This window comes from Rhodococcus aetherivorans (assembly GCF_011058165.1).
Lineage (GTDB): Bacteria > Actinomycetota > Actinomycetes > Mycobacteriales > Mycobacteriaceae > Rhodococcus > Rhodococcus aetherivorans.
In genome coordinates, this window is the sequence record NZ_JAALEG010000034.1 from 1 (window position 1) to 24,490 (window position 24,490).

The following is a 24,490-nucleotide window of genomic DNA, read 5'->3' on the forward strand; positions in this document are numbered from 1 at the left end:
CCCGCAAGGTCATGGCCGTGTGCGCCGAGACCCTCACCCCGCTCGTCGCCGAGTGCGGCGGCAAGGACGCGATGATCGTCGCCGAGGACGCCGACCTCGACAAGGCCGTGGAGATGGCCGCGTTCGGTCCGTTCGGTCAGGGCCTCGCACACCAGGTCGGCGAGCTCGGCATCGGTGAGGGAAGCGAGGTAGTCCTCGATCGCCAGGCGATCGGGCGGGGTAGGAGTCATGCGGCAGTTCCTTCGGAGAGGCGGCGTCCGGCGCGGTGTTCTTCGACGGCCAGGCGGTCGATCAGCCAGCGGCCCCCGGTGAGCCGGCCACCTAGGAGAGGGGCCAGGCGCCGGGCCTGCCGCGGTGTGCAGCCCAGCAGTCCGGCGGCCTGGTCGGAGGTGATCCAGTCCCCGTCCTCGGGGCAGACCTCTGCGACGTTCTCAGTCTCGTCGCTCTGAGCTGCACCGATGTCCGTCTGTCCCGCTGCGGACACGGAGGCGGCCAGCAGCTCCAAGTCCCGGCTCGGCCGTAGACCGTTGCGGCGCCGGGCGTCCTGGGCCACCCGGATCGCGTACTCCACGGCAGCCAGGGCGGGCCCAGAGACCAGCACCAGGCCGGGCGCGAGTACGTCCACCGGAGGGCGGGGCGGGTTGTTGCGGATCTGTCGATCGGTGCTCACTGCTCACCGGCCAGCAGCTCGGCGATCCGATGCGCGACGGCCAGAGCCTGCTCGGGGTTGAGCGGCTCCTGCCCTATGAAGATCGTGTTCCCCTCCCGGTACATGGAGGGCATGGGTCGGTGGTCAACACAGAGCCTGCGCCCGGAGCGAGTCGTGCGGGTGCACTCGGAGGTGAGGCAGGGGTAGCTCGGACGGTTGCGGGAGGTGTACATCGGCAGCCTTTTTCGGGGTGAGTTGGCAAGGGAGCCCCCAGGTACCGCAGAGCATCGGTGCCCGGGGTCGTCGGGGTAGCTGTGTCGGTGTAGCTGGGGCTCACGCGCGAGCGTGTTCGTGTCCTGGGGGACCTTGCGGAGGTGGGGTACCGGGGGACCTTTCGGTACCCCACCAATTACCGCAGCTCAAAGGCTGTTTTCAGGCGGGGTACGCGAGGTCCCCCAGGTCCCCCACCTCACGCTGCTGCGGCGAGCGCGTAAAGGCTCCGTTGCCCGTCCATCGTTCGGGTGAGAAAGCCTTCCGTCACCATCTCGTCCAGCACCAACTCAAGGTGCGGCCGAAGCTCGGACTTGAGCGACTTCGTAAGCTCACGGGTCGATCCGTGCCCCTTCTTGAGCAGGTAGCGCTGTACGCCTTCCCGGACTCGCCGGATCTCCTTCTCTGCCCGCACGTCTTCGAGGATGCTTGCTCGCTCGCTGTCGGCGTGTGCGCGAGCACGATTGACGCGTCGGGCCTGTTCGAGCAGGACGCGTTCGACCTCGGAGCGGGTGTAGTTCGAGACCCGCATCAGCGTTCCCGCGTTGTCCCAGTCCTGCTCGGTTATTTCCATCCGACCGTGTAGAACCATCAGTGCGGCAGCCACCTTGAGCTGGCAGAGCTTGGCGTGCCCGTCGAGGGGGTTCACGTCCGGGTCTCCGCGCAGCGTCCGGAGCCGGTGCAGCTCGATCTCTTCGACTGCGACGGTGGGCACCGACAGATTCACCGCCTCGGCCCTCCCGGCCTTGGCCGCGGCAGCTGCCCAGTTCAGCGTCTGCCCTTCCTTCGGCGCGGAAGCCTTACCGAGGCCCCAGCCCGGATCGATCCGAACCGTGATCGGCTCCGGCGTTTCAGGCTTCGCGTCGGGAGCACCGGGGTCGTCGGTCGGGAGCCACACGAACCTCTGTGTCGTGCCGCCGTCGCTGTCGTTGATCAGGGGTCCTGCCTTGGCGGGCTGCACCCCGACAGTCATTGCTGCTCGGTAACTGTGCGGTGCCACAACGGACTTGGTAGAAGCGTGTGCGTTGTTGAATCCGATGCGCTCGCCCATCCACAGCGAGCGGATTTCTGAGAGGAGCGTGGACCCGCTGCGACCGGTGAGGGCTGTCATCTTGTCCACCTCCGGCACCGAGAACAGAGCGCGTGAGCGGTCGTTCGGCTCGTCGGGCTCGAGCTTGGCAGAGCGGTAGGTGCGCGCGAGCCCCTCACCGGAGCCGGTGGGGAAGGTCTCGATCTCCACCTCTCCGAGTCCGTCTTTCGATCCGCCGTATTCGAGTCGCACCGCGTCCCGGGCTGCACCTTCTGCGGCACCCTTGCCGCCACCGGAGGGGCCGACCAGAGCAACGAACAGGTTGGTGCTCACTCTTCCCCCGACGATGGGTGGGAGGGCGTAGTGCGGTTCGAGGGCCACGCAGCACCGGGCGAGCACGACACCGAGGGTGGCGAGCGGGCCTGCCCGTCGTGCTCGGGCGAATTCGCGGACATGCTCGAGCTGGGGGGTGCTGGTCCAAAATGCTTCAAGATCGAGGCCGGGCACCTGGTCCGGCTCGCCGGGGTCCTGGTCGAAGGGGTTGGTCCGTTCCTCGGGATCCGGGACGACGGAGAGCGTGGGCTCGGAGGCTGCAGCCCTGTGGGTGGAGTCGGTCATCGGGTAATTCCGTTCAGCTTGAGGGCGGAGCGCATGGCTCGCGCGATTTCGTACGGTGTCTGGCCTGCCTGGGCTGCGGCGTCTTCGAGTTGAGGGCGCAGTGTGTCGAACAGGCCCTGCTCGATCGCTCTGCAGGCGGCCCAGAGCAGGAGACTGTCGCGCTCCCCTTTCGGCGCGTTCTGCACCGTCCTGACGAGCGCTGAGCCGTCGCCGCGGCCGTTCCTGCTCGCTGCCGTGGACCAGAAGCCCTTTGGCTTGCGGGCGGGTTTGCGGCTCAGGTCGAGGACCCAGCGCGGGGCGTGTGCGACGGGGTGGATTCCCGCCCATCGGTACGGCTGCCCGGTATCCGGGTGCACGCTGCCCGGGCCCACCACGTATCCCTTGTGCGTCTTGATGTTCACGCCGGGACAGAGGTCCGCCTTGAACTCGCCGGTGGCGCGGAGCCAGATGTGTGGACCTCCGGTGCCGGACTGTCCGAGCAGGGTTTCCGGTAGCTGTCCGTGCTTTTCGCACAGGGCACCGAGGTGCACGTGCCCGTCGTCGCGCAGGTCGACGTCCAGGACCATCATTCCGGCGGGCGGGCGGATCAAGACGTTGTGAAGCCGTTCCATTCGCTTCGCGGCTTCGAGGTGCACGCCCAGGTCCGAGGTGGCGCTGTTGTGCCCGTGCTCGAACAGTCCCTCGTGTACGGCGGGCCGTTTCCCGATGCCAGGGAAACACTCAAGGCCCCAATCGAGTAGTGGGCGAGCGATGTCGAGATACGCGGTGCCGTACCCCCCGGTGGGGTACCAGCTCTGTAGACTCACCGCGCACCGCCCCACCGGTCGAGGAGGACGTCCACGGGGTCGTTCAATTCGTTTACCTGAAGCCGCATCTCGACACTGTCGTGTAGCAGCGAGCTGCTCGGCTCGGTAGTGTGCGGTAGACTGGACACCGTTCGGTTCCTTACGTGGAGTGGGGTTCGGGACATTCCGCCCCCGGTGTTCGCGCACCGGGGGTTTCTCGTTGCCACCTCAAGCACCCATCCGCGTTCCGGCGGATTCGAGCGAGGCGATCCGGATCCGGATCATGCGACCGCCGACCCTCATCGCTTCGACGCGCCCCTCGGCAACGAGACGGCGGATGAAGGTGTGGTGCACACCGAGATAGTCGGCAGCTTCGGTAACGGAGCACCAGGCCTTGGCGACGGAAGTTGTTGCAGGCATGACAAGTAGACCCTTCTGGGATGTGCTGTCGTCGCAGACATGAGCTGCCTCGGGGCTGGCAGGCGACGTGAATCGTTGTGTTATACGGGATTTGAAGGAGCCACCGATCCCGACGAGAACTACGGTAGACGAGCGACATCCAGCAGACAAGAGAATCAGCGGGCGAACATAGATGCAGGTCAGAGCTACTTTCGTATCACACTTGAGGGGATATGTAATCCGCCCTGGCAGCGGGTTTCAATCTCGTCGTTTCGGCGCAAGTCCGCGAGCAAGCACGAAGATGTTAAGAGACGAAAGTCACACTAGGGCAGCTGTTCCGGATCCCGGAGACTTTCAATTCGCGACGCACTGTGTGAGAGTTGTGGGGTCCCATCACTGGCCTACGTTCACGTATGCAGGTACGCGCCCGTGGGGTGGGGTACTCGACCACGGCAGGGGACCTGGGGTACCTCTGGTCCCCCACCCCGATATCGCTCTGACCTGCATGAACAGATGGGGTACTGAAAGTACCCCAGGTCCCCCGCTTCGCAGTCGTACCCCACCTGCTCCGGGAGCACCGGGGCCTGCCGAGGGACGAGGCCGGCCCCTACTCGGCCAGCTTCGAGAGCTTCTCTGCGAGGAGGGCATCCCGACCAGCGGCAGTGTGTTGATACTTCATTGCCATCGACGCCGTGGTGTGTCCGAGCCGGTTCATCAGCTCGGCGGTCGTCGCACCGGCCTGGGCAGCAAGCACCGCTCCGACGTGGCGGAGATCGTGCACGCGGAGCTCGGGCTTCCCGATCGCCTCTGCAGCGCGTCCGAAGAGGTAGCGGTACGTGTAATCAGGGAGGTGCTCGCCGGTAGATGACGCGAAGAGCAGAGACTCCCTCCCCTTCCCCACGTGCTCGGCCAGGTGCTCGATCAGTCGCGGACGGATGTGAGGCGGCACGGCCACATCCCGGAGACCGGCGTCCGTCTTCGGCGTATCGACACGGAACACACCGGATCGGTACGTCACGGCACGGCGGATACGCAGCACGGAGCACTCGGCGTCCAGGTCCTTTCGGCGGAGCTCGAACGTCTCGCCCCACCGGGTACCGCACCAACCGGCGATCAGCACCGAGGCGGCGAGGTGAGGCGGCATCTTGTCGGCTAGGGCGACCAACTCGGCAGGTGTGAGGAGCACGATGTCCCGGGTGCGCTTCGTCGTGCCCGCTCCCCGGATCCGGGCGGGGTTGGAGGCGATCAACTCATCCTCCACCGCGGTACCGAGAATCGTCCGCAGGAGCGCGTAGAGCTTCGCGTTGCGGGTCGGGTGCTCGGATCCCAGACCGGCGTACCAGGAGCGCACTGCAGCCGGGGTGATTTGTCGCAGGGGGAGCTCTCCGAACGTCGGCACGATGTGGAGGCGGAGCTGGTCGGCGTACAGGCCTCGCGTACGGGGCTTGAGGCGGCGCTGAGCGAGCCATTTCTCGGCGTAGGCACCGAATGTCAAAGGCGCGTCGGTCGCCTGCTCGGGAGGCGTCCAAATGTCCAGCTCGATCTGTCGGCGTACACCGGCGAGCCATGCCTCGGCATCGATCTTCGCGGAGTAGGTCACCGGTCCCGTGTACCGCTTACCGTTCGGGGCGACGTAACTTGCCTGATGCCGCCCACTCGGGAGCCTTCTTAGCTTCCCGAACGATCGCCTCTGACCCGCCACTCCATGCCCCTGTTCTGTGCCTCATTCGTGCCTCACAGCACAGTACGGGAGCGAATATGCGTATACTCAGCCGCACTTGCTCGGTGGGTATCGTTCCTGGTGATTCGCACCGAACGCGCAGGTAGACCGGCACTGAGGCGTAGGGCGGTATCGCAACTTCGAATCCTGCCGGGGGCACAAGAGACCGCTGGTCGAGCTCACCCGCAGCCGCTCTCTACGGACCGCCGCTCGCGGGGAGCGGGCGAACCAGCGCGATGCCCCTGCTCCAGCCGCTCGATCAGTCCGCCTGCACGCCAGGGGCGATGTCCAGCCGTAGATACGACTCGACGCCGAACAGTCGGTGCATCCTCCTCGATGCCGACGACAGATGCGGTTCCGCCTCCGCCGCCGGCACGATCACGGGAGCGACGGCGTCGTAGCGCACGCCCTCGCGCTCGAGGACGCAGCCCCCGCCCGCCAGAACGTTGCGGCACCAGTCGACGTCGGTGCCGTAGGGCAGATGGATGAAAAACGACTGTCCGGATCGTTCCGCCCACACCGGGGTCACGTATGGCCTTCCGGATGTGCGACCCACGTGATGCACCGCTGTGACCGTCTTCCCTCCCCTCTTCAAGATCACCGGGTTGAGGACGACCTTGTTGTACCGGCGCAGGGCAGTCAATGCCGGCTTCCAGCGCGAGCGCCACACGACGACACGGATCACCGTGAAGACCGTGTCGACGACGAGCACGACGCCGCCGAACACCCACTCCGCCAGTCGCCGGAGCGTTGCCTTTTCGGTCACGGGTCCGCCCTCTCGCTCAGGAGGAATCTCGACCCGGATCGCTGCGTGGCGGCGAGCGGTCCACGGCACCCGGCCCGTCCTCGGAGTTCGCCCACCGGAGGAACCTCGCCGCGAGGTCGGCACGGATCTCTGCGAGAAAATCGCCGTCCCGGGCGTGATCCAACTGCTCGACAGTGTCCAGTTCAGCCCGTACCGTCGCGGCCTCGTCGCCCCGAAGGCTCGCGATCCACCGTTCCACCGGGCCGGGCGGTGCGGGAACCGGACGGGGTACCACCACGTACTTCTCGAATACGTTCCGGAACCGCTCCCAGCATTGCTGTTCCTGCTGCAGAAGGAACCACGGCCATTCGACGATCCGGCCCTGGAGGCACACCTTCTTCGAGGGACCGTACTCGAGCGGATTCCACTGCGGCGGACGCGTGAACACGACCTGCAGGTCCACACAGTCCTGATCGCTGCCGGGCGTGCTCATCAGCGAAATGGTGTGCAGGTTCCTACCGTCTCCGGGACACCGGTATCGGATCGTCGGCGCTCCTTGGCACGGCGCATAGTAGCCTGCCGGCGATATCGCCGCGCCGTTCACGATCCAGCCGACGGACAGGTCGTCCTGGCCGTGCTCGAAGGACATCAGCACGGTTTCGGAAAAATCGACCCGACGCCCCACCCAGACACCGCGACGACAGAGCGACGGCGTCTTCGTGTAGTCCTCGATCACGAAATGCCGCCCGGCTTCCGAACGTTCCCGGGACTTCTCGACGAGCGGGTAGGTCATCGTTCCCCCTCTCGGCTGCCTCGACTCAACGGTAGATCGAGGAGCGGACCGGGGAGGCGGTTTCGCCCTGCGGGATGAGGCCCTCTCAGCGACGGGTCGGCTGGACAGCGGATCGCTGCCTGCTCATTCCGCGTCTCCGCGCTCCGCGTGTGCGGCCTGCTCCGCGGCCACGGCCGCGGCGACGTGCGCTTCGGCGGCCGTCTTGTCCACGCCGAGACCGGTGAGGACGCCGTTTCCGTCCTCGTATTCGAGGAGGGCGAGGAGGATGTGCTCGGTGCCGATGTAGTTGTGCCCGAGACGAAGTGCCTGCCGGAACGTCAGCTCCAGGGCCTTGCGCGCACGCGCGTCGTAGGGGATCAGGTCGGGCACGTCCCCGGCCGCCGGCGGGAGCTTCTCCACCACGGCGCGACGGACCGCGTCCGGCGAGACGTCCTGCGCGACGAGCGCGCGGACCGCGAGGGCGTCGGGCTCGCTCAGCAGACCGAGGACGAGATGCTCGCCGGTGATCTCGGCGTTGCCGGCCGCCCGGGCCTCGTTCTGTGATGCCATGACGACGTTACGGGCGCGTTCGGTGAATCGGCTGAATCCTTGTTCGGGATCGAGATCGGCAGAACCCTTGGGCACGAAGCGCTTCTGTGCCGCCTGCTTGGAGACGCCCATGCTGCGCCCGATGTCCGTCCAGGACGCGCCGGAGCGGCGGGCCTGGTCGACGAAGTGGCCGATCAGATGGTCGGCGACCTCCCCGAGATGCTCGGCGGCGAGGACCGCGTCGGTCAGTTGTTCCAGGGCGTCGGTATGCACCTTCTTGATGGCATCGATGAGGTCGTCGAGCCGGACGGGATTGCTCATGGGTACCGGGTTCGTCATTCGTCAACCATAGGTTGACGCGCTCATGGTCGTCAATGCCCGGTTGACGATCGATCCGGTGCGCCTCGCCGGCACCGCGAGGCGGGTACTGTCGTCGCATGGACCCCGACGTCCGCGCTGGTCACCGGGCCGATCGCCGCCCGCGGCGCGAGCCGATGATCGCGCCCAGCCTGGCCTCGGGCGACCTGGCGCGCCTGGCCGACGAGGCGCGGGCCGTGGCCGGTGGATCCGATCGGGGCGCGGACTGGCTGCACGTCGACGTGATGGACGGACACTTCGTCCCCAACATCACCTTCGGGGTGCCGGTCGTGCGGTCCCTCGCCCGGCACACCCCGCTGCCGCTCGACTGCCACCTGATGATCGAGGATCCCGACCGGTGGGCGGTCGACTACGCGGAGGCGGGCGCGCACAACGTCTCCGTGCACGTCGAGGCCGTCCGCGACCCGGTCGCTCTCGCCGGCCGCCTGCGCGACGCCGGCGCCCGCGCCGGTCTCGCGCTCGCGCCGCAGATCCCGCTCGAGCCGCACATCGGCACGCTCTCGCACTTCGACACGCTCCTGGTGATGAGCGTGCCTCCGGGATTCAACGGCCAACGGTTCATCCCCGAGATGCTCGACAAGGTGCGCGCGGCGCGACGCCTGGTCGACGCGGGGGAACTCGACGTGCTCATCGAGGTCGACGGCGGGGTGAACCTCGACACCATCGGGGCTGCCGCGGCGGCCGGCGCCGACTGCTTCGTGGCCGGCACGGCCGTCTACGGCACGGACGACCCGGCCCGCGCCGTGCGCCTGCTGCGCGAGAAGGCCCGGGCGGCGTACGGGAGACCGTGACGAGCGGGAGACAGGACGAACGGGCGACAGGACGAACACGGGAACGGGCGCCGAGAGACATCTCGGCGCCCGTTCTCGAGTGACGGCTCAGCTCCCCAGCGCGTCGATCGCTGCCTGCAACCGCCGGGCGGCCTCGTCGGCGACGGGCTGCAGCCCGGGATCCTCGGCCACCTGCACCATCAGTTGCGGGTTCATGGCCTCGACGTGCACCAGGCCGGCGTCCTCCGGATCGCGCCGGACGACGACGTTGCACGGCAACAGCAGCCCGATCTGCCGATTGACCGAGACGGCCTGGTGTGCGAGCGGCGGGTTGCACGCCCCGAGGATGACGTACGGCTCCATGTCGACGTCGATCTTGGTCTTCAGGGTGGCCTGCATGTCGATCTCGGTGAGCACCCCGAAGCCCTGGTCCTTCAGCGCCTCGCGGGTGCGCTCGACGGTGTCGCCGAGCGGGGCGCGCAGCGTGGTGGCGAGAGCGAGTGTCATGCTGCTCCTTCGTGGTTCGCTGTTGTCAGGCGAGCGCGAGGAAGAGCTTCTCGAGTTCCTCCTCGGTCAGCTTGTCGACGCAGGTGTCGTCCTGCTCGTCGAGGACACACTGCCGCAACCGGGTGGCGACGATCTTGAATCCGGCCCGGTCGAGGGCGCGCGAGACCGCGGCGAGCTGGGTGACCACCTCGCGGCATTCGCGCCCGTTCTCGATCATGGAGATCACGCCGGCGAGCTGGCCCTGTGCGCGGCGCAGCCGGTTGAGCACCTGGGTGGTGGATTCTGCGGCATTCACGGTGTTAACTGTCATGGTCGGCCCCTTCATACTGAAGATGAACCCATCATACCCGGTGGGGTATTCCCGTGCCCACATTCCGGCTCGGCGCCGATTCCCGGACCTCGGGCCGGTCGACCCGGCGATTCCTTCAGCGGCGACCGCCCTTGACCACCCGCTCGCCGGCCCGCTCCCAGGCGATCATGCCGCCGCGCAGCGAGGCGACGGGCGCCTGCGCCGCCGGGGCGAACATCCGCGCGGCGCTCGCGGAGCGCATGCCCGAGTGGCACACGAACACCACCGGCCGGTTGCGCACGATCCGCGCCGCCTTCGTCGGAACCTGGGAGAGTTCGCAGTGCTGCGCGACGGGCGCGTGCCCGGACCGGTACTCGGCGGCGGAGCGCACGTCGACGAGGACCGCCCCGCCGTCCAGCAACTCGCGCGCCCGGCCGACGCCGACGGACTCGTAGGGCTTGGCGAAGCGCGCCTTGATCTTCTCGAGCAGGCTCATCGGGTTCCGCCCTGTTCGGCCGGGTGACCGGCGCGCAGCCAGCCCTTGGTGCCGCCGGCGACCGAGACCGCGGACCGCCCCGACGCGGACACGATGTCCGCGCCGCGCAGGCTGCGATTGCCGGAGGCGCAGATGACGTAGACGAGGTCGGTCCCCGGGATCTCGGCGAGACGGGAAGCGAGTTCGCCGAGCGGGATCCACTGGGCACCGGGTACGTGCGCCTGCTCGTATTCGTAGTCCTCGCGCACGTCCACGACGGTCGCGCCGGACTTCCACTCGTCGGCGAATGCAGCGATGTCGATTTCCCTCATTGTCCACTCCTCGGCCCACACCGGTGGGCATCGTGCCGTCGTTCGAGGCTCATACCCCATGGGGTACTTCATACCCTAGGGGGTATATCGGGATCTGTCCACCGTCTCCGCCGGACGACCGGCGCTTCGGCCCGGCGCGTGGGCGCTTCCGTGTAGCGTCCGAGACGATCCCGCCCGACGCACCAGTGAGGAATCGCCGATGAGCGACGGACCCGTGGCGCCGCAGCCCGGCGCGGGCCGTGCCCGCCAGAACGTCATCTACCGGGCAGGAGTGCTCGGGCGCACCCCCGCGGTGCCGACCGACTTCGCCGGCCTGGAACGCCTGGCGCGACGGAAGACGAGCCGGCGCGGCTGGGCCTACATCGCCGGGGGCGCCGGCGAGGGCGCGACGATGCGCGCCAACCGCGAGGCCTTCGACCGCTGGAAGATCGTCCCCCGCGTGCTGCGCGACGTCTCCCGCCGGGACCTGAGCGTCGAGCTGTTCGGCCGCACCCTGCCCGCCCCGGTCCTGCTGGCGCCGGTCGGCGCCGCCGAGCTCGCGCACCCCGACGCCGACGTCGCGATCGCCGGCGCGGCGGCCGAACTCGGCGTGCCCTACATCTTCTCCAACCAGGGCTGCGCTCCGATGGAGGAGAGCGCCGCGGCGATGGGAGACTCCCCGCGCTGGTTCCAGTTGTACTGGAGCAGCGACGACGACCTCGTCGACAGCCTGCTCGCCCGCGCGAAGACGATCGGCGCGGACGCCGTGGTCGTCACCCTGGACACCACCCTGCTGGGCTGGCGGCCCCAGGACCTCAACCTCGGATCCTTGCCGTTCGCTCGCGGCGAGGGCATCGCCCAGTACACCTCGGACCCGACGTTCGTGCGCATCGTCCGCGAGCGCATCGCGGCCGCCGCCGGCGCACGACCCGAGGTGGAGGTGACCCTCGGCGCGATCAGGACACTGCTCTCGATGAGCCGGCGCTACCCCGGCCGCCTCCTCGACAACCTCCGCTCCCCCGAGCCCCGGGCCGCCGTCGAGACCTTCCTCGACATCTACTCCCGGCCCTCCCTGACGTGGACGGAGATCGAGTCGCTGCGCGAGCGCACCGATCTTCCCGTGCTGCTCAAGGGCATCCTCCATCCGGACGACGCCCGGCGCGCCCTCGACGCCGGGGCCGACGGCATCATCGTCTCCAACCACGGTGGCCGCCAGGTGGACGGCGCGATCGCCTCGCTCGACGCCCTGGTCGGCATCGCACCCGCCGTCGACGGCCGGGTACCGGTGCTGCTCGACAGCGGAATCCGCACCGGATCGGACGTGTTCAAGGCGCTCGCCCTCGGCGCCGACGCGGTCACCGTCGGCCGCCCGCACCTGTACGGGCTGGCGGTGGGCGGCCGCGAGGGGGCCCGCGACGCCGTCGCGAACATCATCGCCGAGTTCGATCTGACGCTCGGGCTCAGCGGGCTGACGTCGGTGAAGGAGATCACCGCGGACGCGCTCACGCGCACGTGACCGACGGGCGACGCGTGATGCCGATCTTCGACGCCCACTTCCATATCGTCGACCCCCGCTTCCCCGTGACCCCGAACGAGGGATACGTGCCGCCGGCCTTCACGGTCGCCGACTATCTCGAGCGGGTCCGCGGGCTCGGCGTCACGGGTGGCGCCGTCGTGTCCGGCTCCTTCCACGGCTTCGATCAGGGCTACCTGCTGGACGCGCTGGCCCTCCTCGGCCCCCGCTTCGTGGGCGTCACCCAACTGCCGGCGACCGTGACCGACACCGAGATCGCCCGGCTCGACGAGGCCGGCGTGCGCGGGATCCGGTTCAACCTGCGCCGCGGCGGTTCGGAATCCGCCGCCCACCTCGACTCGCTCGCGCGGCGGGTCCACGACGTCGCCGGCTGGCACACCGAGTTGTACGTCGACGCCCGCGAACTGCCCGCGCTCACCGGGACCGTCGCCGCCCTGCCCGCGGTGAGCATCGACCACCTGGGCCTGTCCGCGGCCGGACTGCCGCACCTGCTGGACCTGGTCGACCGCGGGGTCCGGGTCAAGGCGACCGGGTTCGGCCGCGCCGACTTCGACGTCGCCGCCGTTCTGCGCGCCGTCGCCGACCGGAACCCGCACGCCCTGATGTTCGGCACCGACCTGCCGTCCACCCGGGCGCCGCGGCCGTTCACCGACACGGACGTCGCAGTGGTCACCGATGCACTGGGTCCGGACCTCGCCGCGCGGGCGCTGCACGACAATGCCGCGCAGTTCTACCGCGTGCGTTGACATCCCCGGCAAGCAAGATCTCCGAAACGTCGTATGCTCCGCCGTTCGCGATCTAGACTCGGGGGCGTCATTCGGTGCGCGGGGCGCGCCGCCGGCGGGGCGCGGCGGTCGGCACCCGGACGTGACATTCCGATCACAGGAGCATCAGCATGAGCGCCGCCCGAACCACCCGAGCAATCCTCGCCACCGCCGCACCGATCGCGGCCGCCGTCCTGTTCGCCGGCAGCGCCGGCGCCGCACCGCCCCAATCCCTCGGCACGGCACTGACCTTCGGGTGCCTCAACCAGGGCAGCCTGGCCTCGATCACGGCGGTCACCGCGCAGGCCGGCCCGGAGGCGAACCCCGCGATCGCACCCGGTCACGTACTGTTCTCCACCGCACCGGGAATGGGCCCCATGCCCGCTGCGGGGCAGGTGTCGGTCGCATGGCTCAATCAGAGCACCGGCCAGGCGGGGATCGTCGACCTCGAGGGGACGTATCCGAACCTGGCGAAGGTGGTGAACACCGGCCCGGGCACCGTGCTCACCACCGTATTCGGTTCGGTGAACCTGAGCAGCGGCCCGATCTGCAATTCGACACCGGCCGCGGGGACGGTGACCGTCGGCTGACGGTGCCGGAGTTCAGCGCGGGCTGTACATGATCAGCGCCACGCCGAGCAGGCACACCAGGGCGCCGGCCACATCCCACCGGTCGGGGCGGAAGCCGTCGACGATCATCGCCCACACGAGCGATCCGGCGACGAACACTCCGCCGTAGGCAGCGAGGATGCGACCGAAATTCGCATCCGGCTGCAGCGTTGCCACCATTCCGTACCCGCCGAGCGCAATCACACCGGCGCCCACCCAGATCCAGCCGCGCTGTTCCCGGATTCCCTGCCACACGAGCCAGGCACCGCCGATCTCGAACAGGGCCGCGACGACGAACAGGACGAGGGACTTCGCGATGCTCACGCGAAGTACCCTACGGCGCTGCACGGCTCCGGTGCGGGTGCCCGCACCGGAGCCGGCCGGAACATGGTCAGGTTCGGCTCGCCGCGCGCGGGCGGGGCACCAGCCGGGGCACGCGGGCACTGTAGTCGCGGTACCGGTCGCCGAACGTGTCGGTCAGATCGTGTTCCTCGAACCGCAGCGCGACGAGGATGTATCCGGTGGTGACCGCGGCGAACAGCAGGTGGCCCACGCTCATCGTCGGCGCCACCCAGAACGCGATCAGGAAGCCGAGATACAACGGGTGACGCACCACGCGGTACAGCATCGGGGTGCGGAATACGACTTCGGCCGGGGGTTTTCCGGCGAAGTTCCGCAGCACCTGCCGCAGGCCGAACAGGTCGAAGTGGTCGATCGCGAACGTCGATGCGAGCACGAGGCCCCATCCTGCGAAGGACACCGCATAGAGCACCACGCGCACCGGTGTCGCGTCCACGTCCCAGATCTCCTGTGGCAGTGGATGCCACTGCCACATCACCAGCGCCAGGGCGGCGGTGGCGAACAGGACGAACGTGGAGCGTTCGATCGGCTGTGGGACGATGCGGGTCCATCGGTCCTTGAACCAGGGCCGGGCCATGACCGAATGCTGAACGGCGAACACGGACAACAGGGCCAGGTTCACCATCACGGCGACGACGATCGGCGTCTGCGGCCCCTCGTCGATGGTGCGGGGCACCACGAGACCTTCGACCCACCCGATCGAGTACAGGAACACCGCGAAGAACACGGCGTAGGCGGCCGCGCCGTACGCGGTCATCAGGGTGCGGCCGAGGCGGCCCCTGTCGGTCGTCTGCAACATCGTCGAACCTTCCCTCCTCCGGGCGCGCCGGCCCGTGCCACAGTCGGCGGATGTGCCGTGTGACCACGGTGCGCCGACGCGCCGGAGGACGACAGGCACCCCGGGGTGAGGTTTTCGGCACCCGGGGCGGACGATCATCCGCTGCCGCGGGCCACGTCCTGCGGGTCGATGTCGTCGCGCAACCCGCGCCAGCTCGGATGCCAGAGCTTGCCGGCGTCGGTCCACTCCCGGAACCGCACCTCCCCCACCAGCTTCGGGCTCACCCACACCGCGTCCCGCGCGTCCTCGCGCGGGACGTCGCCGGCGAAGGGGGTGGTGCGGCGCCGCAGACCCGCCATGGCGGCCGACAGTTCGGCGAGCTGGGGTTCGTCGAAGCCGGTGCCGACGCGGCCGACGTACTCCAGCCCGGCCTCGCCCTGCACGCCGACCAGCAGCGAGCCGAAGGTGCCGGCGCGGGCCCCCTTGCCGAGGCGCCAGCCCCCGATGACGACGTCCTGGGTGAGCCAGTTCTTCGACTTCACCCAGTCGGGGCTGCGCCGGCCCGGCATGTACACCGAGTTCCGCCGCTTGGCCACCACCCCTTCCCAGCCCCGCCGGGTGCTCTCCTCCAGCGCTTCGGATCCGTTGCCGTGCAACAGTTCCGGAACAACCAGCCCGTCGGCCGCGGCGGCGAGCGCGTCGAGCACGCGCCGCCGGTCGGAATACGGCTTGCGGTACAGGGTCACCCCGTCGAGGAAGAGGACGTCGAACACGAAGTACTGCGGGGTGCCCCCGGTCCGCAGCTGCCGGAAGCTTGTGACACCGAGGGTGTCGCACGCGACCACCTCGCCGTCGAGGACCACCTCGTGCCCGTCGAGGATGCGGGTGAGATCGGCGAGAGCGGGGTAGTCGCCGGTGATGTCGCGGCCGGAACGCGAATGCAGCCGCAGCTGCCCGTTCTCGATCTCGGCGACGGCGCGGTAGCCGTCCCACTTGCCCTCGAACGCCCATTCGTCGGCGTCGAGACCGGTCACCTCACCCGGTGTCGCGAGCATGGGCTCGAGGTCGCGCGGGAAGCTCGTCGGCGGGCCCGACGGCGCGCTCTGGTCCTTCATGCGGTGCGCGAGCCACTGGTTGCCGGCCGTGCGGATCAGCGCGTACCGGCCCTGCACCCGCGCGCCGTGCAGGCGCACGATCACCTCGTCGTCGCGCCATTTCTCGGTGTCGTAGGTGCCGGTGTCCCAGATCGTCATGCCGCCGGCGCCGTACTCCCCCTTGGGGATCACGCCGTGGAAGGTGAGGTACTCGAGCGGATGGTCCTCGGTGCGCACCGCGAGGTTGTTGCGGCCGGGATCGTCCGGCAGATTCTTCGGCACCGCCCACGACGCGAGCACCCCGTCGCGCTCGAGCCTCAGGTCGTAGTGCAGGCGGCGGGCGTGGTGCTCCTGGATGACGAAGGAATTGCCCGGTCCGGATCCCACGGTGGCGGGGACGGGTTCGGGGGTGCGGGACGGGTCGCGCTTGTGCCGGTACTCGGTCAGGGCGTCGGACTCGGGCAGCGGCGGGTCGAGCGCGGCGAGCGGGTCGGGTCCGGCCTCGAGGCGCGCGAGCACCTCGTCGAACCGCAATTGGTGCAACCCGGGGTCGTCGAGTTCGTCCCAGGTGCGGGGCGCGGCGACCCACGGCTGCTCCCGACCGCGCAGGGAATACGGCGCGATGGTCGTCTTGGCCTGGTTGTTCTGGCTCCAGTCGAGGAACACCCGGCCACCGCGCACGGCCTTCGCCATGGTGGCGGTGACCAGGTCGGGATGCAGCGTCTCGAGGTTGATCGCCACCTGCTTCGCCACGGTCGACGCCCCGCCCGGTGCAAGCTCGCGGTCGAGCGGCACATACAGGTGTATCCCCTTGCTGCCGCTGGTGACCGGGTAGGCCGGCCAGCCCAGCCCGCCGACCATGTCGCGCACCAGGCGGGCAACCTCGGCGCATTGCGCCAGCGTGACCCCCTCCCCCGGGTCGAGGTCGAACACGATCCGCGTCGCGGGACCCGGGACGGAACCCGAGAACCGCCACTGCGGCACGTGCAGCTCGAGTGCCGCCTGCTGCCCCAGCCAGGCCAGCGACGCCACGGAGTCGAAGACCGGATACGTCACCGACCGCTGCTTGTGGTGAACAGTCTTGCGGGTGAGCCACTTCGGCGCGTGGGAGGCGAGGTTCTTCTCGAAGAACGACCCGCCGCCGACACCCTCGGGCCAGCGTTTGCGGGTGCCGGGCCGGCCCGCGACGTGAGGTAGCAGCACCGGGGCGACGGCGACGTAGTAGTCGACCACGTCGGCCTTCGTCGTGCCCGTGCTCGGGTACAGCACCTTGTCGAGGTTCGTCAGGTTCAGACGACGGCCTTCGAATGTGCGGGTCGTCATCGCCTCATTCTGCCGAGCGCGGCCCGCGGGCGCGCACTTCTCGCGCCGGTCCCCGGCGTGTCGCCCGCGCGGAGGGCGCTTTCGGTGCTGCGCTCACGAGCACCTTCGGCGCTGGGACACATGAGCGCCTTCGGCGCTGGGACCCATGAGCGCCTTCGGCGCTGCGCTCATGGGCACCTTCGGTGCTGCGCTCATGGGCACCTTCGGCGCTGGGACCCATGAGCGCCTTCGGTGCTGCGCTCATGGGCACCTTCGGTGCTGGGACCCATGAGCGCCTTCGGCGCTGCGGCTCAGCTGTAGAGTTCGGCGAACCGGCGCAGCGAGGCCTCGATGTCGCCGTGCAGGGCCCGCGCGACGCCGGAGCCGATCGGCCCGAACAGCGGTGCCCCGCCGAGGTCGATGTTCAGGCTGAGCACGGAGCCGATCCCGGCGGCCCGGACGGTCATCCGCAGCTTGAACCGGGTGCCGCCCTTGCCGGAACCGTGGAGCACGAGGTGGTGCGGCGAGTCGATCTCCCGGACGGTCCACGCGACCCGGTTGCGCATGCCCTTGACCGAGACGACGGACTCGGCGGTGGTGCCGACGACGAGTTCGCTCGGCAGGTCGCTGCGCCACCCGTCGTGGATGGTCAGCCATTCGTCGAATCCGTGCAGGTCCGACGCCCGCACCCAGGTCACGTGCGGTTCGAGCGGAAGGTCGGTCGATACCTCGAGTTTGGCCATGCCCCGCAGCGTAGACGCCGAAGCGCGGACGCAGGGTGATCGACCCTGCGTCCGCGCTTCGTGGGTGTTGCCTAGTGGGCGACAGCCTTTTCGACACCGACACCGGTGAGGGAGCGGACCTCCATCTCGGCCTGCTTGGCCGGGTCCTCCAGCTTGCGCCGGCCGATGTAGGTACCGACGATGCCGAGGACGAAGGCCAGCGGGATCGACACGATGCCGGGGTTGGCGAGCGGGAAGAGGGCGAAGTCCGCGTTCGGGAACATCGAGGACGGCTTGCCGGACACCGCCGGGGAGAAGGCGATGAGCAGCAGGCAGCTGACCAGGCCGCCGTAGATGCTGAACAGGGCGCCGGTGGTGTTGAACTTCTTCCAGAACAGCGAGTACAGCAGCGTCGGCAGGTTGGCGGACGCGGCGACTGCGAAGGCCAGGGCCACCAGGAAGGCGATGTTCTGGCCCATCGCGAGGATGCCCAGCACGATCGAGACCACGCCGATCACTACGACGGTGATGCGGGAGACCCGCACCTGATCCTCCTCGGAGGCGTTGCCGCGCTTGATCACGCTGGCGTAGATGTCGTGGGCGAAGGACGCGGACGCGGTGATCGCGAGGCCGGCGACGACCGCGAGGATCGTGGCGAACGCGACGGCGGAGATGATGCCGAGGAAGATGGTGCCGCCGAGTTCGAAGGCGAGCAGCGGCGCGGCCGAGTTCTCCTTGCCGGGGGCGCCGAGGATGACGTCCGGTCCGACCATCTTGGCGGCACCGTAGCCGAGCACCAGGGTGAACAGGTAGAACCCGCCGATCAGGGCGATGGCCCAGGTCACCGAGCGCCGGGCCTCCTTGGCGGTGGGCACGGTGTAGAAGCGCATCAGCACGTGCGGCAGGCCGGCGGTGCCGAGCACCAGGGCGATGCCGAGCGAGACGAAGTCGAGCCGGGTCATGTCGCTGATGCCGTACTTGGCGCCGGGGGCGAGCACGTCGCGGCCGGCGACGGCCTCGTTGGTGGAGCTGTTCACCATGGCCTGCGCGTCGGCCAGCAGCTGCGAGAAGTTGCCGCGGACCGCGAGCAGCACGAGCACGAACATGATGCCGGCACCGGCGACGAGCAGCACGGCCTTGACCATCTGCACGTAGGTGGTGCCCTTCATGCCGCCGATGAGCACGTACACGATCATCAGGACGCCGACCACGGCGACGACGATGCCCTGGCCGAGCTTGCCGTCGATGTTGAGCAGCAGCGCGACGAGGCCACCCGCACCGGCCATCTGGGCGAGCAGGTAGAACAGCGACACCGCGAGGGTGGACAGCGCGGCGGCCATACGCACCGGACGCTGCTTGAGCCGGAAGCTCAGGACATCGGCCATGGTGAAGCGGCCGGTGTTGCGCAGCAGTTCGGCGACGAGCAGCAGGGCGACGAGCCAGGCGACGAGGAAGCCGATGGAGTACAGGAATCCGTCGTAGCCGTAGACGGCGATGGCGCCGGCGATGCCGAGGAACGACGCGGCCGACAGGTAGTCGCCGGCGATCGCGAAGCCGTTCTGCGGGCCGGAGAACTGCCCGCCGCCGGTGTAGAAGTCCGAGGCCTTCTTGGTGGAGCGGCTGGCCCGGATGACCAGGCTCATCGTCACGACGACGAATGCGACGAAAATCGCGATGTTGAACAGGGGGTTGCCGACGTCGGTGGCACCCTGGGCCAGAACTGTCACTGGGCCGGTCCTTCCAGCTCTTCACGGATCGCGGCGGACCGCGGATCCAGGTCACGGTTGGCGAACCGCACGTAGAGCGCGGTGATGACGAAGGTCGATACGAACTGCGCGAGTCCGAGGATCAGGCCGAGGTTGATGTTGCCGAGCACCTTGGTCGCCATGAAGTCGGCGGCGTAGGTGGCCAGCAGGACGTACACGAAGTACCAGGTGAGGAAGAGTCCCGTCATCGGGAAGACGAACCGCCGGAGCCGGCGGCGCAAGTCCTGGAACTCCGGACTCGCCTGCATGTCGACGAAGTCCTGCGCATCGGGCGTGCGGCGCTCGAGCGCCCCGCCCTTGCCGAGGTGAGCTGTGGTCACTGCCGACTCCTTGGTCGTGGCTTCAGGGATCGCCCCTGTGAGACGTACTACCAGTAGACCGTAATGAGACGAGAGTCACACGAGAAGATGGTGGCACCGGTCACACGCCGAGCTGTCGACCGGTGCGGCGAACGGTCCCCCGGGCGCGACGAGTGGCGGCTCAGTGGCCTCGCGGCCGGGGCGACTTTCCGGGTCCGCGCGGGTCAGCGGGGTCGCCGGTGTCCTCGAACGCCCCGAGCTCCCGGTCCCGGCCCATCCCCAGCCGCTCGGGCACGTGCATGCGGGAGAAGACGCGACCGATGTCCGCCGGGACGCGGGATCGGGTGGCGAGGCTGACGACGACCATGGTGACGAACGCGAGTGGCACGCTCACGGCGGCCGGGTAGCCGATGACGGCGGCGAGCCACCCTCCGCCCGTCCCGGGGTCGATGCGCACCAGCACGACCACCAGGGCCGCGCCGCCGGCCACCACCGCGCCGACCACCATGCCGGCGGCCGCCCCGGCCGCGGTGAGCCCGCGCCACCAGATGCCGAGCATCAGCAGCGGACACAGCGTGGAGGCGGCCACCGCGAACACCAGACCCACCGCCCGCGACAGGTCCAGCGACGTCACCGCCAGCGACAGGCCGAGCGGCACCAGGCCGGCGAGGACGGCCGCGATCCGGAAGTCCCGCACCCGCCCCCGCAGCACGTCGGTGGACAGCACGCCGGCGACGCTGACCAGCAACCCCGAGGACGTGGACAGGAACGCCGCGATCGCGCCGGCGGCGACGAGCGCGGCGAGCAGCTGGCCGCCCCAGCCGGACAGGACCGACCCCGGCAGCAGCAGCACGGCCGCGTCGGAGCGGCCGGTGATGAGCAGTTGCGGCACGTACAGGCGCGCGAACACCCCGAGCAGCGTCGGGAACAGATAGAACACGCCGAGCAGGGCGATCACCGCGAGCGACGTCATGCGGGCCGCACGCCCGTCGGGGTTGGTGTAGAAGCGCACCAGCACGTGCGGCAGCCCCATGGTGCCGAGGAAGGTGGCGAGGATCAGCGAATACACCTGGAACATCGGGTGCGCGCCGCCGATCCCGCCGCCGGGCGCGGCCCAGTCGTCGTTGGTGGCGGGTGCCCCGGCCACCACCGGCACGGCTGCGCCGGGCTCGAGCACCAGCGCCGTGCCGGCGGCCACCTCGTGCTCGCCGGGCGCGAGCAGCACGGTGCCGTCCACGGTCCGTCCGTCGACCCGTCCGGTGGCGGCGACCTCGAGAGGCTCGCCGACCTGGACGACGACGTCGGTGGTGACGTCGACGGTGGTGCGCTCGGTGACCGTCGGCGGCGCCGGCTGCCCGACGGCGCGGTCGTCGTCGAGGAAGTGGACGGCGAGCACGAGGGCCGGCACCGCGACGGCGGTGAGCTTGAGCCAGTACTGGAACGCCTGGACGAAGGTGATCGAGCGCATGCCGCCACCGACGACGTTGCCGACGACGATCAAGCCGACCGCGACGACGCCGACCCAGTCGGGGACGCCGAGCAGGATGTTCAGGGTCAGTCCGGCGCCCTGGAACTGAGGGACGAGGTAGAGCACGCAGACGACGGCGACGATCACCATCGCCAGGGTGCGCAGCCATCGCGCGCCGAGCCGGAACTCCGCGAAGTCGGGCACCGTATAGGCGCCGGACCGGCGCAGCGGCGCGGCGACGAACAGCAGCAGGCCCAGGTAGCCCGCCGTGAAGCCCACCGGATACCACAGGGCGTCGGCGCCGTACTTGGCGATCAGCCCGGCCACTCCGAGAAACGAGGCGGCGGAGAGGTATTCACCGGATATGGCGGCGGCGTTCCAGCGGGGGCCGACGCTGCGGGAGGCGATGAGGAAGTCGGAGGTGGTGCGGGCCAGCCGGACTCCGTAGATGCCGATCGCGACGGTGGCGGCGGCTGCGGCGACGAGCCCGATGACGGTGACGACGGGGATCGAACCGGTATCCATGAGCCGCTCAGTCGTCGACCAGGTCGGTGAAGTCCTGCTCGTTGCGTTCGGCCAGGCGCACGTAGAGCCCGCCGATGCCGAGCAGCAGCGGGTATCCGACGAATCCGAGCAGCAGCCACGGCAACCGGATGCCGAGCACCGTCAGGTCCGTCAGGCGCGGCACGAAGTGGAACAGCAGCGGCAGGGCACACAGCAGGCACACCGCGACGAGCGAGAGCCGCGCGGCGAGGCCGAGCTGGGCTCGGACCAGGCCGCGCACCATGGCCTCCCCGACCTCGGTCTGTTCCTGGACCTCCACGCGGGTGCGCACCATGCGGGCGCCGCGGCGCTGGGCGAGCACCACCCGTTCGCGCGGCGGCGAGCCGCCCGAACCACGCGGCGGCGGGCCGCCCGAACTGCGCGGCGGCGGGCCGCCCGAACCATGCGGCGGCGGGTTGCCGGACGGACTCATCTGGTCGTCCAGGTCTGCATCGGTCCGCGGATCAGGCGGTCCTTGAGCTCGCGGGTGTGGCGACGGCTCACCGGCAGTTCGACGGGCGGCTTGCCCTCCTCGGCCCGCAGGCACACGACGAGGCCGGAGCCGACGCTGCGAATGCCGGTCACCAGGGGCAGCGACACGAGGTAGGAGCGGTGCACCCGCAGGAACCCGGCGTCGGCCCAGCGGCTCTCGAGGGTGGAGATGGGGATGCGCACCAGGTGGGAGCCGGTGCCGGTGTGCAGGCGTGCGTAGTCGCCGTCGGCCTCGACCCACTGCACCGACGACCGCGGCACCAGTGTGGTCACGCCGCCGAGTTCGACGGGGATCACCTCGTCCGCCGCGGCCGCGCCCGCGGCGGCGGATTCGGTTTCGCGGGTGCGGCGGCGCTCGGCGATGCGGCGCACCGCCTCGGCGAGACGCTCCTCGCGCAGCGGTTTGAGCAGGTAGTCGACCGCGCCGAGGTCGAAGGCCGCCACCGCACGGTCGTCGTGCGCGGTCACGAACACGACGGCGGGCGGGTTCGCGAAGTTGCGCAGGATGCCGGCGAGCTCCAGGCCGTCGAGGCCGGGCATGTTGATGTCGAGGAACACCGCGTCGATCCCGCCGTCGCGCAGCAGCCGCAGGGCGGTGGTCGCCTCGCCCGCGGTGTGGACATGGCCGATCTCCTCGCGTCGCCGCAGCAGGTACGCGAGCTCGTCGAGGGCCGGCGGTTCGTCGTCGACGGCCAGCACGGTGAGGGTGTCGGTGGTGTCGTTCACAGCCGGTCCATCGTGCCATGCCGGACCGTCCGCGCGGAGCGGACCGGTCCACTCGCGCGGAGCGGGGCCGGGTGGCGGAAGGGTCGCGTCATGCCCGTATCCCGGGCCGGAACTTCGGCACCCGCATGCTGACCTTCGTTCCGGCCCCCGGCGCCGTCTCGACGACGAGGCCGTAGTCGTTGCCGAACGCTGCGCGCAGGCGATCGTCGACGTTGGCCAGTCCCACGTGCGCCGCCTCCTTGGCGCTGGTGCGCCCCTGTCCCTCGGCGACGGCGTCGAGATCGCCGGAGCGCAGGAGTTCGGGGTCCATGCCGACGCCGTCGTCCTCGACGCTGATGACGCAGTCGGTGCCCTCGTCCGCGGCGACGATGCTGATGGTGCCGGTGCGGGTGCTCTTGCCCGCGATGCCGTGCCGCACGGCGTTCTCGACGAGGGGCTGCAGGGCGAGGAACGGCAGCACCACGTTGAGCACCTCCGGCGCGACCTGCAGCCGCACCTCGAGGGCGTTGCCGAACCGGGCCCGCTCGAGCGTGAGATACCGGTCGATGTTGCGCAGTTCGTCGGCGAGCAGCGTGTACTCCCCGGCCGCGCGGAACGAGTACCGGGTGAAGTCGGCGAATTCGAGGAGCAGTTCGCGGGCGCGTTCGGGGTCGGTGCGCACGAACGACGCGACGGTGCCCAGGGCGTTGTAGATGAAGTGCGGGCTGATCTGAGCGCGCAGCGCCAGCACCTCGGCGCGGTCGAGGCGGGCGCGGGAGGCGTCGAGTTCGGCGAGTTCGATCTGGCTGCAGGCGTAGCGGGCGACCTCGGTGAGCACGCCGAGCAGAGCCGGGCCGGGTTCGGTGGTGGTCACGACGCCGAGCGCACCGACGACCCCGACGTTGTCGATGACGAGCGGCTGCACGATCACGGCGCGCGCGGCCTGCTCGTCCGGACCGCGCTGGAGGTCGCCGTGCCCGACGAGGACGCGCCGGTCGTCGGCGATCGCGCGCTTCGCGGCGGTGAGCAACTGGGCGGACAGCCCTTCGAAGGGGCCGCTCCACGCCAGGCGGGTGCCGTCCGCGTCGACGAGCGCGACGGACGACGTGCCGGTGAGCGAGCGCAGGTGCGGGGCGGCCTCCTGCGCGGACGTCGCGTCGAGGCCCCGGCGCAGCGGCCGCGCGGCCAGCGACGCGGTGTGCAGGGTGGCGTGCACGGCACGTTCGGCCGGTGTGGTCAGGCCGCGCCGGGTGCGCAGCCACAGCACGGTGACGCCGGCGACGACGAGCAACGCGACGGCCAGGAGTGCGGCGAGGGTTGCGCTCACCGCGGGTCCGGTCCCGGCTCGGCGTCGAGCCGCGCCACGAGGGTCTTCGGCGCGACGGTGCGGTACGCGTCCTCGACGATGTCCGCGACGTCGTCCCAGAAGGCGTCGCCGGTGGCGCCGGGGCCGTCGAGGCGGACCCCGATCCAGCCACGGGTGCCGACGTACGGCGGCCGGAAGAAGCGATCCGGGTCCCGCTCGATCCAATCCTGTTGTGCGCCCGCGGGTGCGGCCGCCCAGAACGCGACACGGTCGTCGTGGTGGTGGTCGGCGAAGGTGGCGAACTGCGGGGAGCGGCGGACGAACCAGGCCGGTTCGCCGTGGCTGACGCGTTCGGTGACGTCCGGAAGCGCGGTGCACAGGGCACGCAGGCGGTCGAGCGGACTCATCATGGGTTCACGCTAGGCCACCGCAGCGACGCCGTTGCGGGGTACACGGTGGCCGGGTGCACGCGGATCGGCGCG

General features: G+C 69.8%; 27 protein-coding genes and 1 pseudogene. 5 read left to right on the forward strand and 23 right to left on the reverse strand.

The window, feature by feature from the left end; translation table 11 throughout:
• A pseudogene (locus G6039_RS14985) lies at positions 1-137 on the forward strand (aldehyde dehydrogenase family protein); the annotation flags it as partial.
• Between the two features lie 89 nt (positions 138-226).
• Here the strand turns inward: G6039_RS14985 and G6039_RS14990 are convergent.
• From G6039_RS14990 to G6039_RS15025, 8 genes are all read right to left on the reverse strand, one after another.
• Positions 227-670, reverse strand: coding sequence for a hypothetical protein (locus G6039_RS14990; RefSeq protein WP_043797731.1), 444 nt, complete (start codon positions 668-670; stop codon positions 227-229).
• A gap of 448 nt (positions 671-1,118) precedes the next feature.
• On the reverse strand, positions 1,119-2,567 hold the full coding sequence (locus tag G6039_RS14995) for a hypothetical protein (protein WP_206531063.1): 1,449 nt from the start codon (positions 2,565-2,567) through the stop codon (positions 1,119-1,121).
• A complete protein-coding gene (locus G6039_RS15000) occupies positions 2,564-3,559 on the reverse strand; it encodes a bifunctional DNA primase/polymerase (RefSeq protein ID WP_080688462.1) in 996 nt (331 codons plus the stop codon). The genes G6039_RS14995 and G6039_RS15000 overlap by 4 nt, the downstream gene beginning before the upstream one ends.
• A gap of 21 nt (positions 3,560-3,580) precedes the next feature.
• The gene (locus tag G6039_RS31420) at positions 3,581-3,772 is read right to left on the reverse strand and encodes a helix-turn-helix domain-containing protein (protein WP_080688463.1); all 192 of its coding nucleotides are present in this window, start codon (positions 3,770-3,772) and stop codon (positions 3,581-3,583) included.
• Positions 3,773-4,358: 586 nt separating this feature from the next.
• Positions 4,359-5,453, reverse strand: a complete 1,095-nt coding sequence (locus tag G6039_RS15010) for a tyrosine-type recombinase/integrase (protein ID WP_043797733.1) — start codon at positions 5,451-5,453, stop codon at positions 4,359-4,361.
• A 277-nt stretch (positions 5,454-5,730) separates the two neighbouring features.
• Positions 5,731-6,237, reverse strand: coding sequence for a PNPOx family protein (locus G6039_RS15015; protein WP_043797736.1), 507 nt, complete (start codon positions 6,235-6,237; stop codon positions 5,731-5,733).
• Positions 6,238-6,253: 16 nt separating this feature from the next.
• Complete coding sequence (locus G6039_RS30615) at positions 6,254-6,709, reverse strand: hypothetical protein (RefSeq protein ID WP_231385869.1); 456 nt, start codon at positions 6,707-6,709, stop codon at positions 6,254-6,256.
• A gap of 423 nt (positions 6,710-7,132) precedes the next feature.
• Positions 7,133-7,876 carry a Clp protease N-terminal domain-containing protein gene (locus G6039_RS15025; RefSeq protein WP_080688464.1) on the reverse strand — a complete coding sequence of 248 codons (744 nt, stop codon included), beginning with the start codon at positions 7,874-7,876 and terminating at the stop codon, positions 7,133-7,135.
• 98 nt (positions 7,877-7,974) lie between these two features.
• Here G6039_RS15025 and rpe point away from each other — a divergent pair, with 98 nt between their 5' ends.
• Positions 7,975-8,706 (forward strand): ribulose-phosphate 3-epimerase, encoded by a 732-nt coding sequence (rpe, locus tag G6039_RS15030; protein WP_006930272.1) that lies wholly within the window; start codon positions 7,975-7,977, stop codon positions 8,704-8,706.
• A gap of 87 nt (positions 8,707-8,793) precedes the next feature.
• Here rpe and G6039_RS15035 read toward each other — a convergent pair whose 3' ends face one another.
• The 4 genes from G6039_RS15035 to G6039_RS15050 all read right to left on the reverse strand — a co-directional run bounded on the left by G6039_RS15035 (position 8,794) and on the right by G6039_RS15050 (position 10,288).
• Complete coding sequence (locus G6039_RS15035; protein WP_006930271.1) at positions 8,794-9,192, reverse strand: DUF302 domain-containing protein; 399 nt, start codon at positions 9,190-9,192, stop codon at positions 8,794-8,796.
• 25 nt (positions 9,193-9,217) lie between these two features.
• Positions 9,218-9,502: a metal-sensitive transcriptional regulator gene (locus tag G6039_RS15040; RefSeq protein WP_037201469.1), complete on the reverse strand. Its 285-nt coding sequence runs from the start codon at positions 9,500-9,502 to the stop codon at positions 9,218-9,220.
• A 115-nt stretch (positions 9,503-9,617) separates the two neighbouring features.
• On the reverse strand, positions 9,618-9,977 hold the full coding sequence (locus tag G6039_RS15045; protein WP_006930269.1) for a rhodanese-like domain-containing protein: 360 nt from the start codon (positions 9,975-9,977) through the stop codon (positions 9,618-9,620).
• Positions 9,974-10,288, reverse strand: coding sequence for a rhodanese-like domain-containing protein (locus tag G6039_RS15050; protein ID WP_006930266.1), 315 nt, complete (start codon positions 10,286-10,288; stop codon positions 9,974-9,976). The genes G6039_RS15045 and G6039_RS15050 overlap by 4 nt, the downstream gene beginning before the upstream one ends.
• Positions 10,289-10,487: 199 nt before the next feature.
• Between G6039_RS15050 and G6039_RS15055 the strand changes: the two genes are divergently transcribed.
• The 3 genes from G6039_RS15055 to G6039_RS15065 all read left to right on the forward strand — a co-directional run bounded on the left by G6039_RS15055 (position 10,488) and on the right by G6039_RS15065 (position 13,155).
• Positions 10,488-11,783 (forward strand): lactate 2-monooxygenase, encoded by a 1,296-nt coding sequence (locus tag G6039_RS15055; protein ID WP_006930265.1) that lies wholly within the window; start codon positions 10,488-10,490, stop codon positions 11,781-11,783.
• A gap of 17 nt (positions 11,784-11,800) precedes the next feature.
• Positions 11,801-12,547: an amidohydrolase family protein gene (locus tag G6039_RS15060; RefSeq protein WP_037201466.1), complete on the forward strand. Its 747-nt coding sequence runs from the start codon at positions 11,801-11,803 to the stop codon at positions 12,545-12,547.
• Positions 12,548-12,696: 149 nt separating this feature from the next.
• On the forward strand, positions 12,697-13,155 hold the full coding sequence (locus G6039_RS15065; protein ID WP_043797747.1) for a hypothetical protein: 459 nt from the start codon (positions 12,697-12,699) through the stop codon (positions 13,153-13,155).
• A 12-nt stretch (positions 13,156-13,167) separates the two neighbouring features.
• Here the strand turns inward: G6039_RS15065 and G6039_RS15070 are convergent, their stop codons facing one another.
• The 11 genes from G6039_RS15070 to G6039_RS15120 all read right to left on the reverse strand — a co-directional run bounded on the left by G6039_RS15070 (position 13,168) and on the right by G6039_RS15120 (position 24,418).
• Positions 13,168-13,497 (reverse strand): YnfA family protein, encoded by a 330-nt coding sequence (locus tag G6039_RS15070; protein WP_029541928.1) that lies wholly within the window; start codon positions 13,495-13,497, stop codon positions 13,168-13,170.
• A gap of 67 nt (positions 13,498-13,564) precedes the next feature.
• Positions 13,565-14,332, reverse strand: a complete 768-nt coding sequence (mddA, locus tag G6039_RS15075; protein ID WP_006930258.1) for a methanethiol S-methyltransferase — start codon at positions 14,330-14,332, stop codon at positions 13,565-13,567.
• A 134-nt stretch (positions 14,333-14,466) separates the two neighbouring features.
• A complete protein-coding gene (locus tag G6039_RS15080; protein WP_043797749.1) occupies positions 14,467-16,728 on the reverse strand; it encodes an ATP-dependent DNA ligase in 2,262 nt (753 codons plus the stop codon).
• Positions 16,729-17,018: 290 nt separating this feature from the next.
• On the reverse strand, positions 17,019-17,450 hold the full coding sequence (locus G6039_RS15085) for a type II toxin-antitoxin system Rv0910 family toxin (protein ID WP_006930253.1): 432 nt from the start codon (positions 17,448-17,450) through the stop codon (positions 17,019-17,021).
• A 71-nt stretch (positions 17,451-17,521) separates the two neighbouring features.
• Entirely contained in the window at positions 17,522-19,156 is a 1,635-nt protein-coding gene (locus tag G6039_RS15090; RefSeq protein ID WP_006930252.1) for a solute symporter family protein, read from the reverse strand.
• Entirely contained in the window at positions 19,153-19,515 is a 363-nt protein-coding gene (locus G6039_RS15095; protein ID WP_006930250.1) for a DUF485 domain-containing protein, read from the reverse strand. The genes G6039_RS15090 and G6039_RS15095 overlap by 4 nt, the downstream gene beginning before the upstream one ends.
• Positions 19,516-19,675: 160 nt before the next feature.
• On the reverse strand, positions 19,676-21,487 hold the full coding sequence (locus G6039_RS15100; protein ID WP_029541923.1) for a sodium/solute symporter: 1,812 nt from the start codon (positions 21,485-21,487) through the stop codon (positions 19,676-19,678).
• A gap of 7 nt (positions 21,488-21,494) precedes the next feature.
• A complete protein-coding gene (locus G6039_RS15105; protein WP_202917667.1) occupies positions 21,495-21,800 on the reverse strand; it encodes a hypothetical protein in 306 nt (101 codons plus the stop codon).
• Positions 21,801-21,934: 134 nt separating this feature from the next.
• Entirely contained in the window at positions 21,935-22,723 is a 789-nt protein-coding gene (locus G6039_RS15110; RefSeq protein WP_006946359.1) for a LytR/AlgR family response regulator transcription factor, read from the reverse strand.
• A gap of 88 nt (positions 22,724-22,811) precedes the next feature.
• On the reverse strand, positions 22,812-24,029 hold the full coding sequence (locus G6039_RS15115; protein ID WP_006946362.1) for a sensor histidine kinase: 1,218 nt from the start codon (positions 24,027-24,029) through the stop codon (positions 22,812-22,814).
• Positions 24,026-24,418 carry an MmcQ/YjbR family DNA-binding protein gene (locus G6039_RS15120; RefSeq protein ID WP_006946363.1) on the reverse strand — a complete coding sequence of 131 codons (393 nt, stop codon included), beginning with the start codon at positions 24,416-24,418 and terminating at the stop codon, positions 24,026-24,028. The genes G6039_RS15115 and G6039_RS15120 overlap by 4 nt, the downstream gene beginning before the upstream one ends.
• Between the last annotated feature and the right edge of the window lie 72 nt (positions 24,419-24,490).

Excerpts from the sequence above, each read along its gene's own strand:
- G6039_RS14995 (WP_206531063.1), bottom strand. The coding sequence starts at position 2,567 with ATGACCGACTCCACCCACAGGGCTGCAGCCTCCGAGCCCACGCTCTCC.
- G6039_RS31420 (WP_080688463.1), bottom strand. The coding sequence starts at position 3,772 with ATGCCTGCAACAACTTCCGTCGCCAAGGCCTGGTGCTCCGTTACCGAA.
- G6039_RS30615 (WP_231385869.1), bottom strand. The coding sequence starts at position 6,709 with ATGAGCACGCCCGGCAGCGATCAGGACTGTGTGGACCTGCAGGTCGTG.
- G6039_RS15025 (WP_080688464.1), bottom strand. The coding sequence starts at position 7,876 with ATGACGAACCCGGTACCCATGAGCAATCCCGTCCGGCTCGACGACCTC.
- rpe (WP_006930272.1), top strand. The coding sequence starts at position 7,975 with ATGGACCCCGACGTCCGCGCTGGTCACCGGGCCGATCGCCGCCCGCGG.
- G6039_RS15035 (WP_006930271.1), bottom strand. The coding sequence starts at position 9,192 with ATGACACTCGCTCTCGCCACCACGCTGCGCGCCCCGCTCGGCGACACC.
- G6039_RS15040 (WP_037201469.1), bottom strand. The coding sequence starts at position 9,502 with ATGACAGTTAACACCGTGAATGCCGCAGAATCCACCACCCAGGTGCTC.
- G6039_RS15045 (WP_006930269.1), bottom strand. The coding sequence starts at position 9,977 with ATGAGCCTGCTCGAGAAGATCAAGGCGCGCTTCGCCAAGCCCTACGAG.
- G6039_RS15050 (WP_006930266.1), bottom strand. The coding sequence starts at position 10,288 with ATGAGGGAAATCGACATCGCTGCATTCGCCGACGAGTGGAAGTCCGGC.
- G6039_RS15055 (WP_006930265.1), top strand. The coding sequence starts at position 10,488 with ATGAGCGACGGACCCGTGGCGCCGCAGCCCGGCGCGGGCCGTGCCCGC.
- G6039_RS15060 (WP_037201466.1), top strand. The coding sequence starts at position 11,801 with ATGCCGATCTTCGACGCCCACTTCCATATCGTCGACCCCCGCTTCCCC.
- G6039_RS15065 (WP_043797747.1), top strand. The coding sequence starts at position 12,697 with ATGAGCGCCGCCCGAACCACCCGAGCAATCCTCGCCACCGCCGCACCG.
- mddA (WP_006930258.1), bottom strand. The coding sequence starts at position 14,332 with ATGTTGCAGACGACCGACAGGGGCCGCCTCGGCCGCACCCTGATGACC.
- G6039_RS15080 (WP_043797749.1), bottom strand. The coding sequence starts at position 16,728 with ATGACGACCCGCACATTCGAAGGCCGTCGTCTGAACCTGACGAACCTC.
- G6039_RS15085 (WP_006930253.1), bottom strand. The coding sequence starts at position 17,450 with ATGGCCAAACTCGAGGTATCGACCGACCTTCCGCTCGAACCGCACGTG.
- G6039_RS15100 (WP_029541923.1), bottom strand. The coding sequence starts at position 21,487 with ATGGATACCGGTTCGATCCCCGTCGTCACCGTCATCGGGCTCGTCGCC.
- G6039_RS15105 (WP_202917667.1), bottom strand. The coding sequence starts at position 21,800 with ATGGTGCGCACCCGCGTGGAGGTCCAGGAACAGACCGAGGTCGGGGAG.
- G6039_RS15120 (WP_006946363.1), bottom strand. The coding sequence starts at position 24,418 with ATGATGAGTCCGCTCGACCGCCTGCGTGCCCTGTGCACCGCGCTTCCG.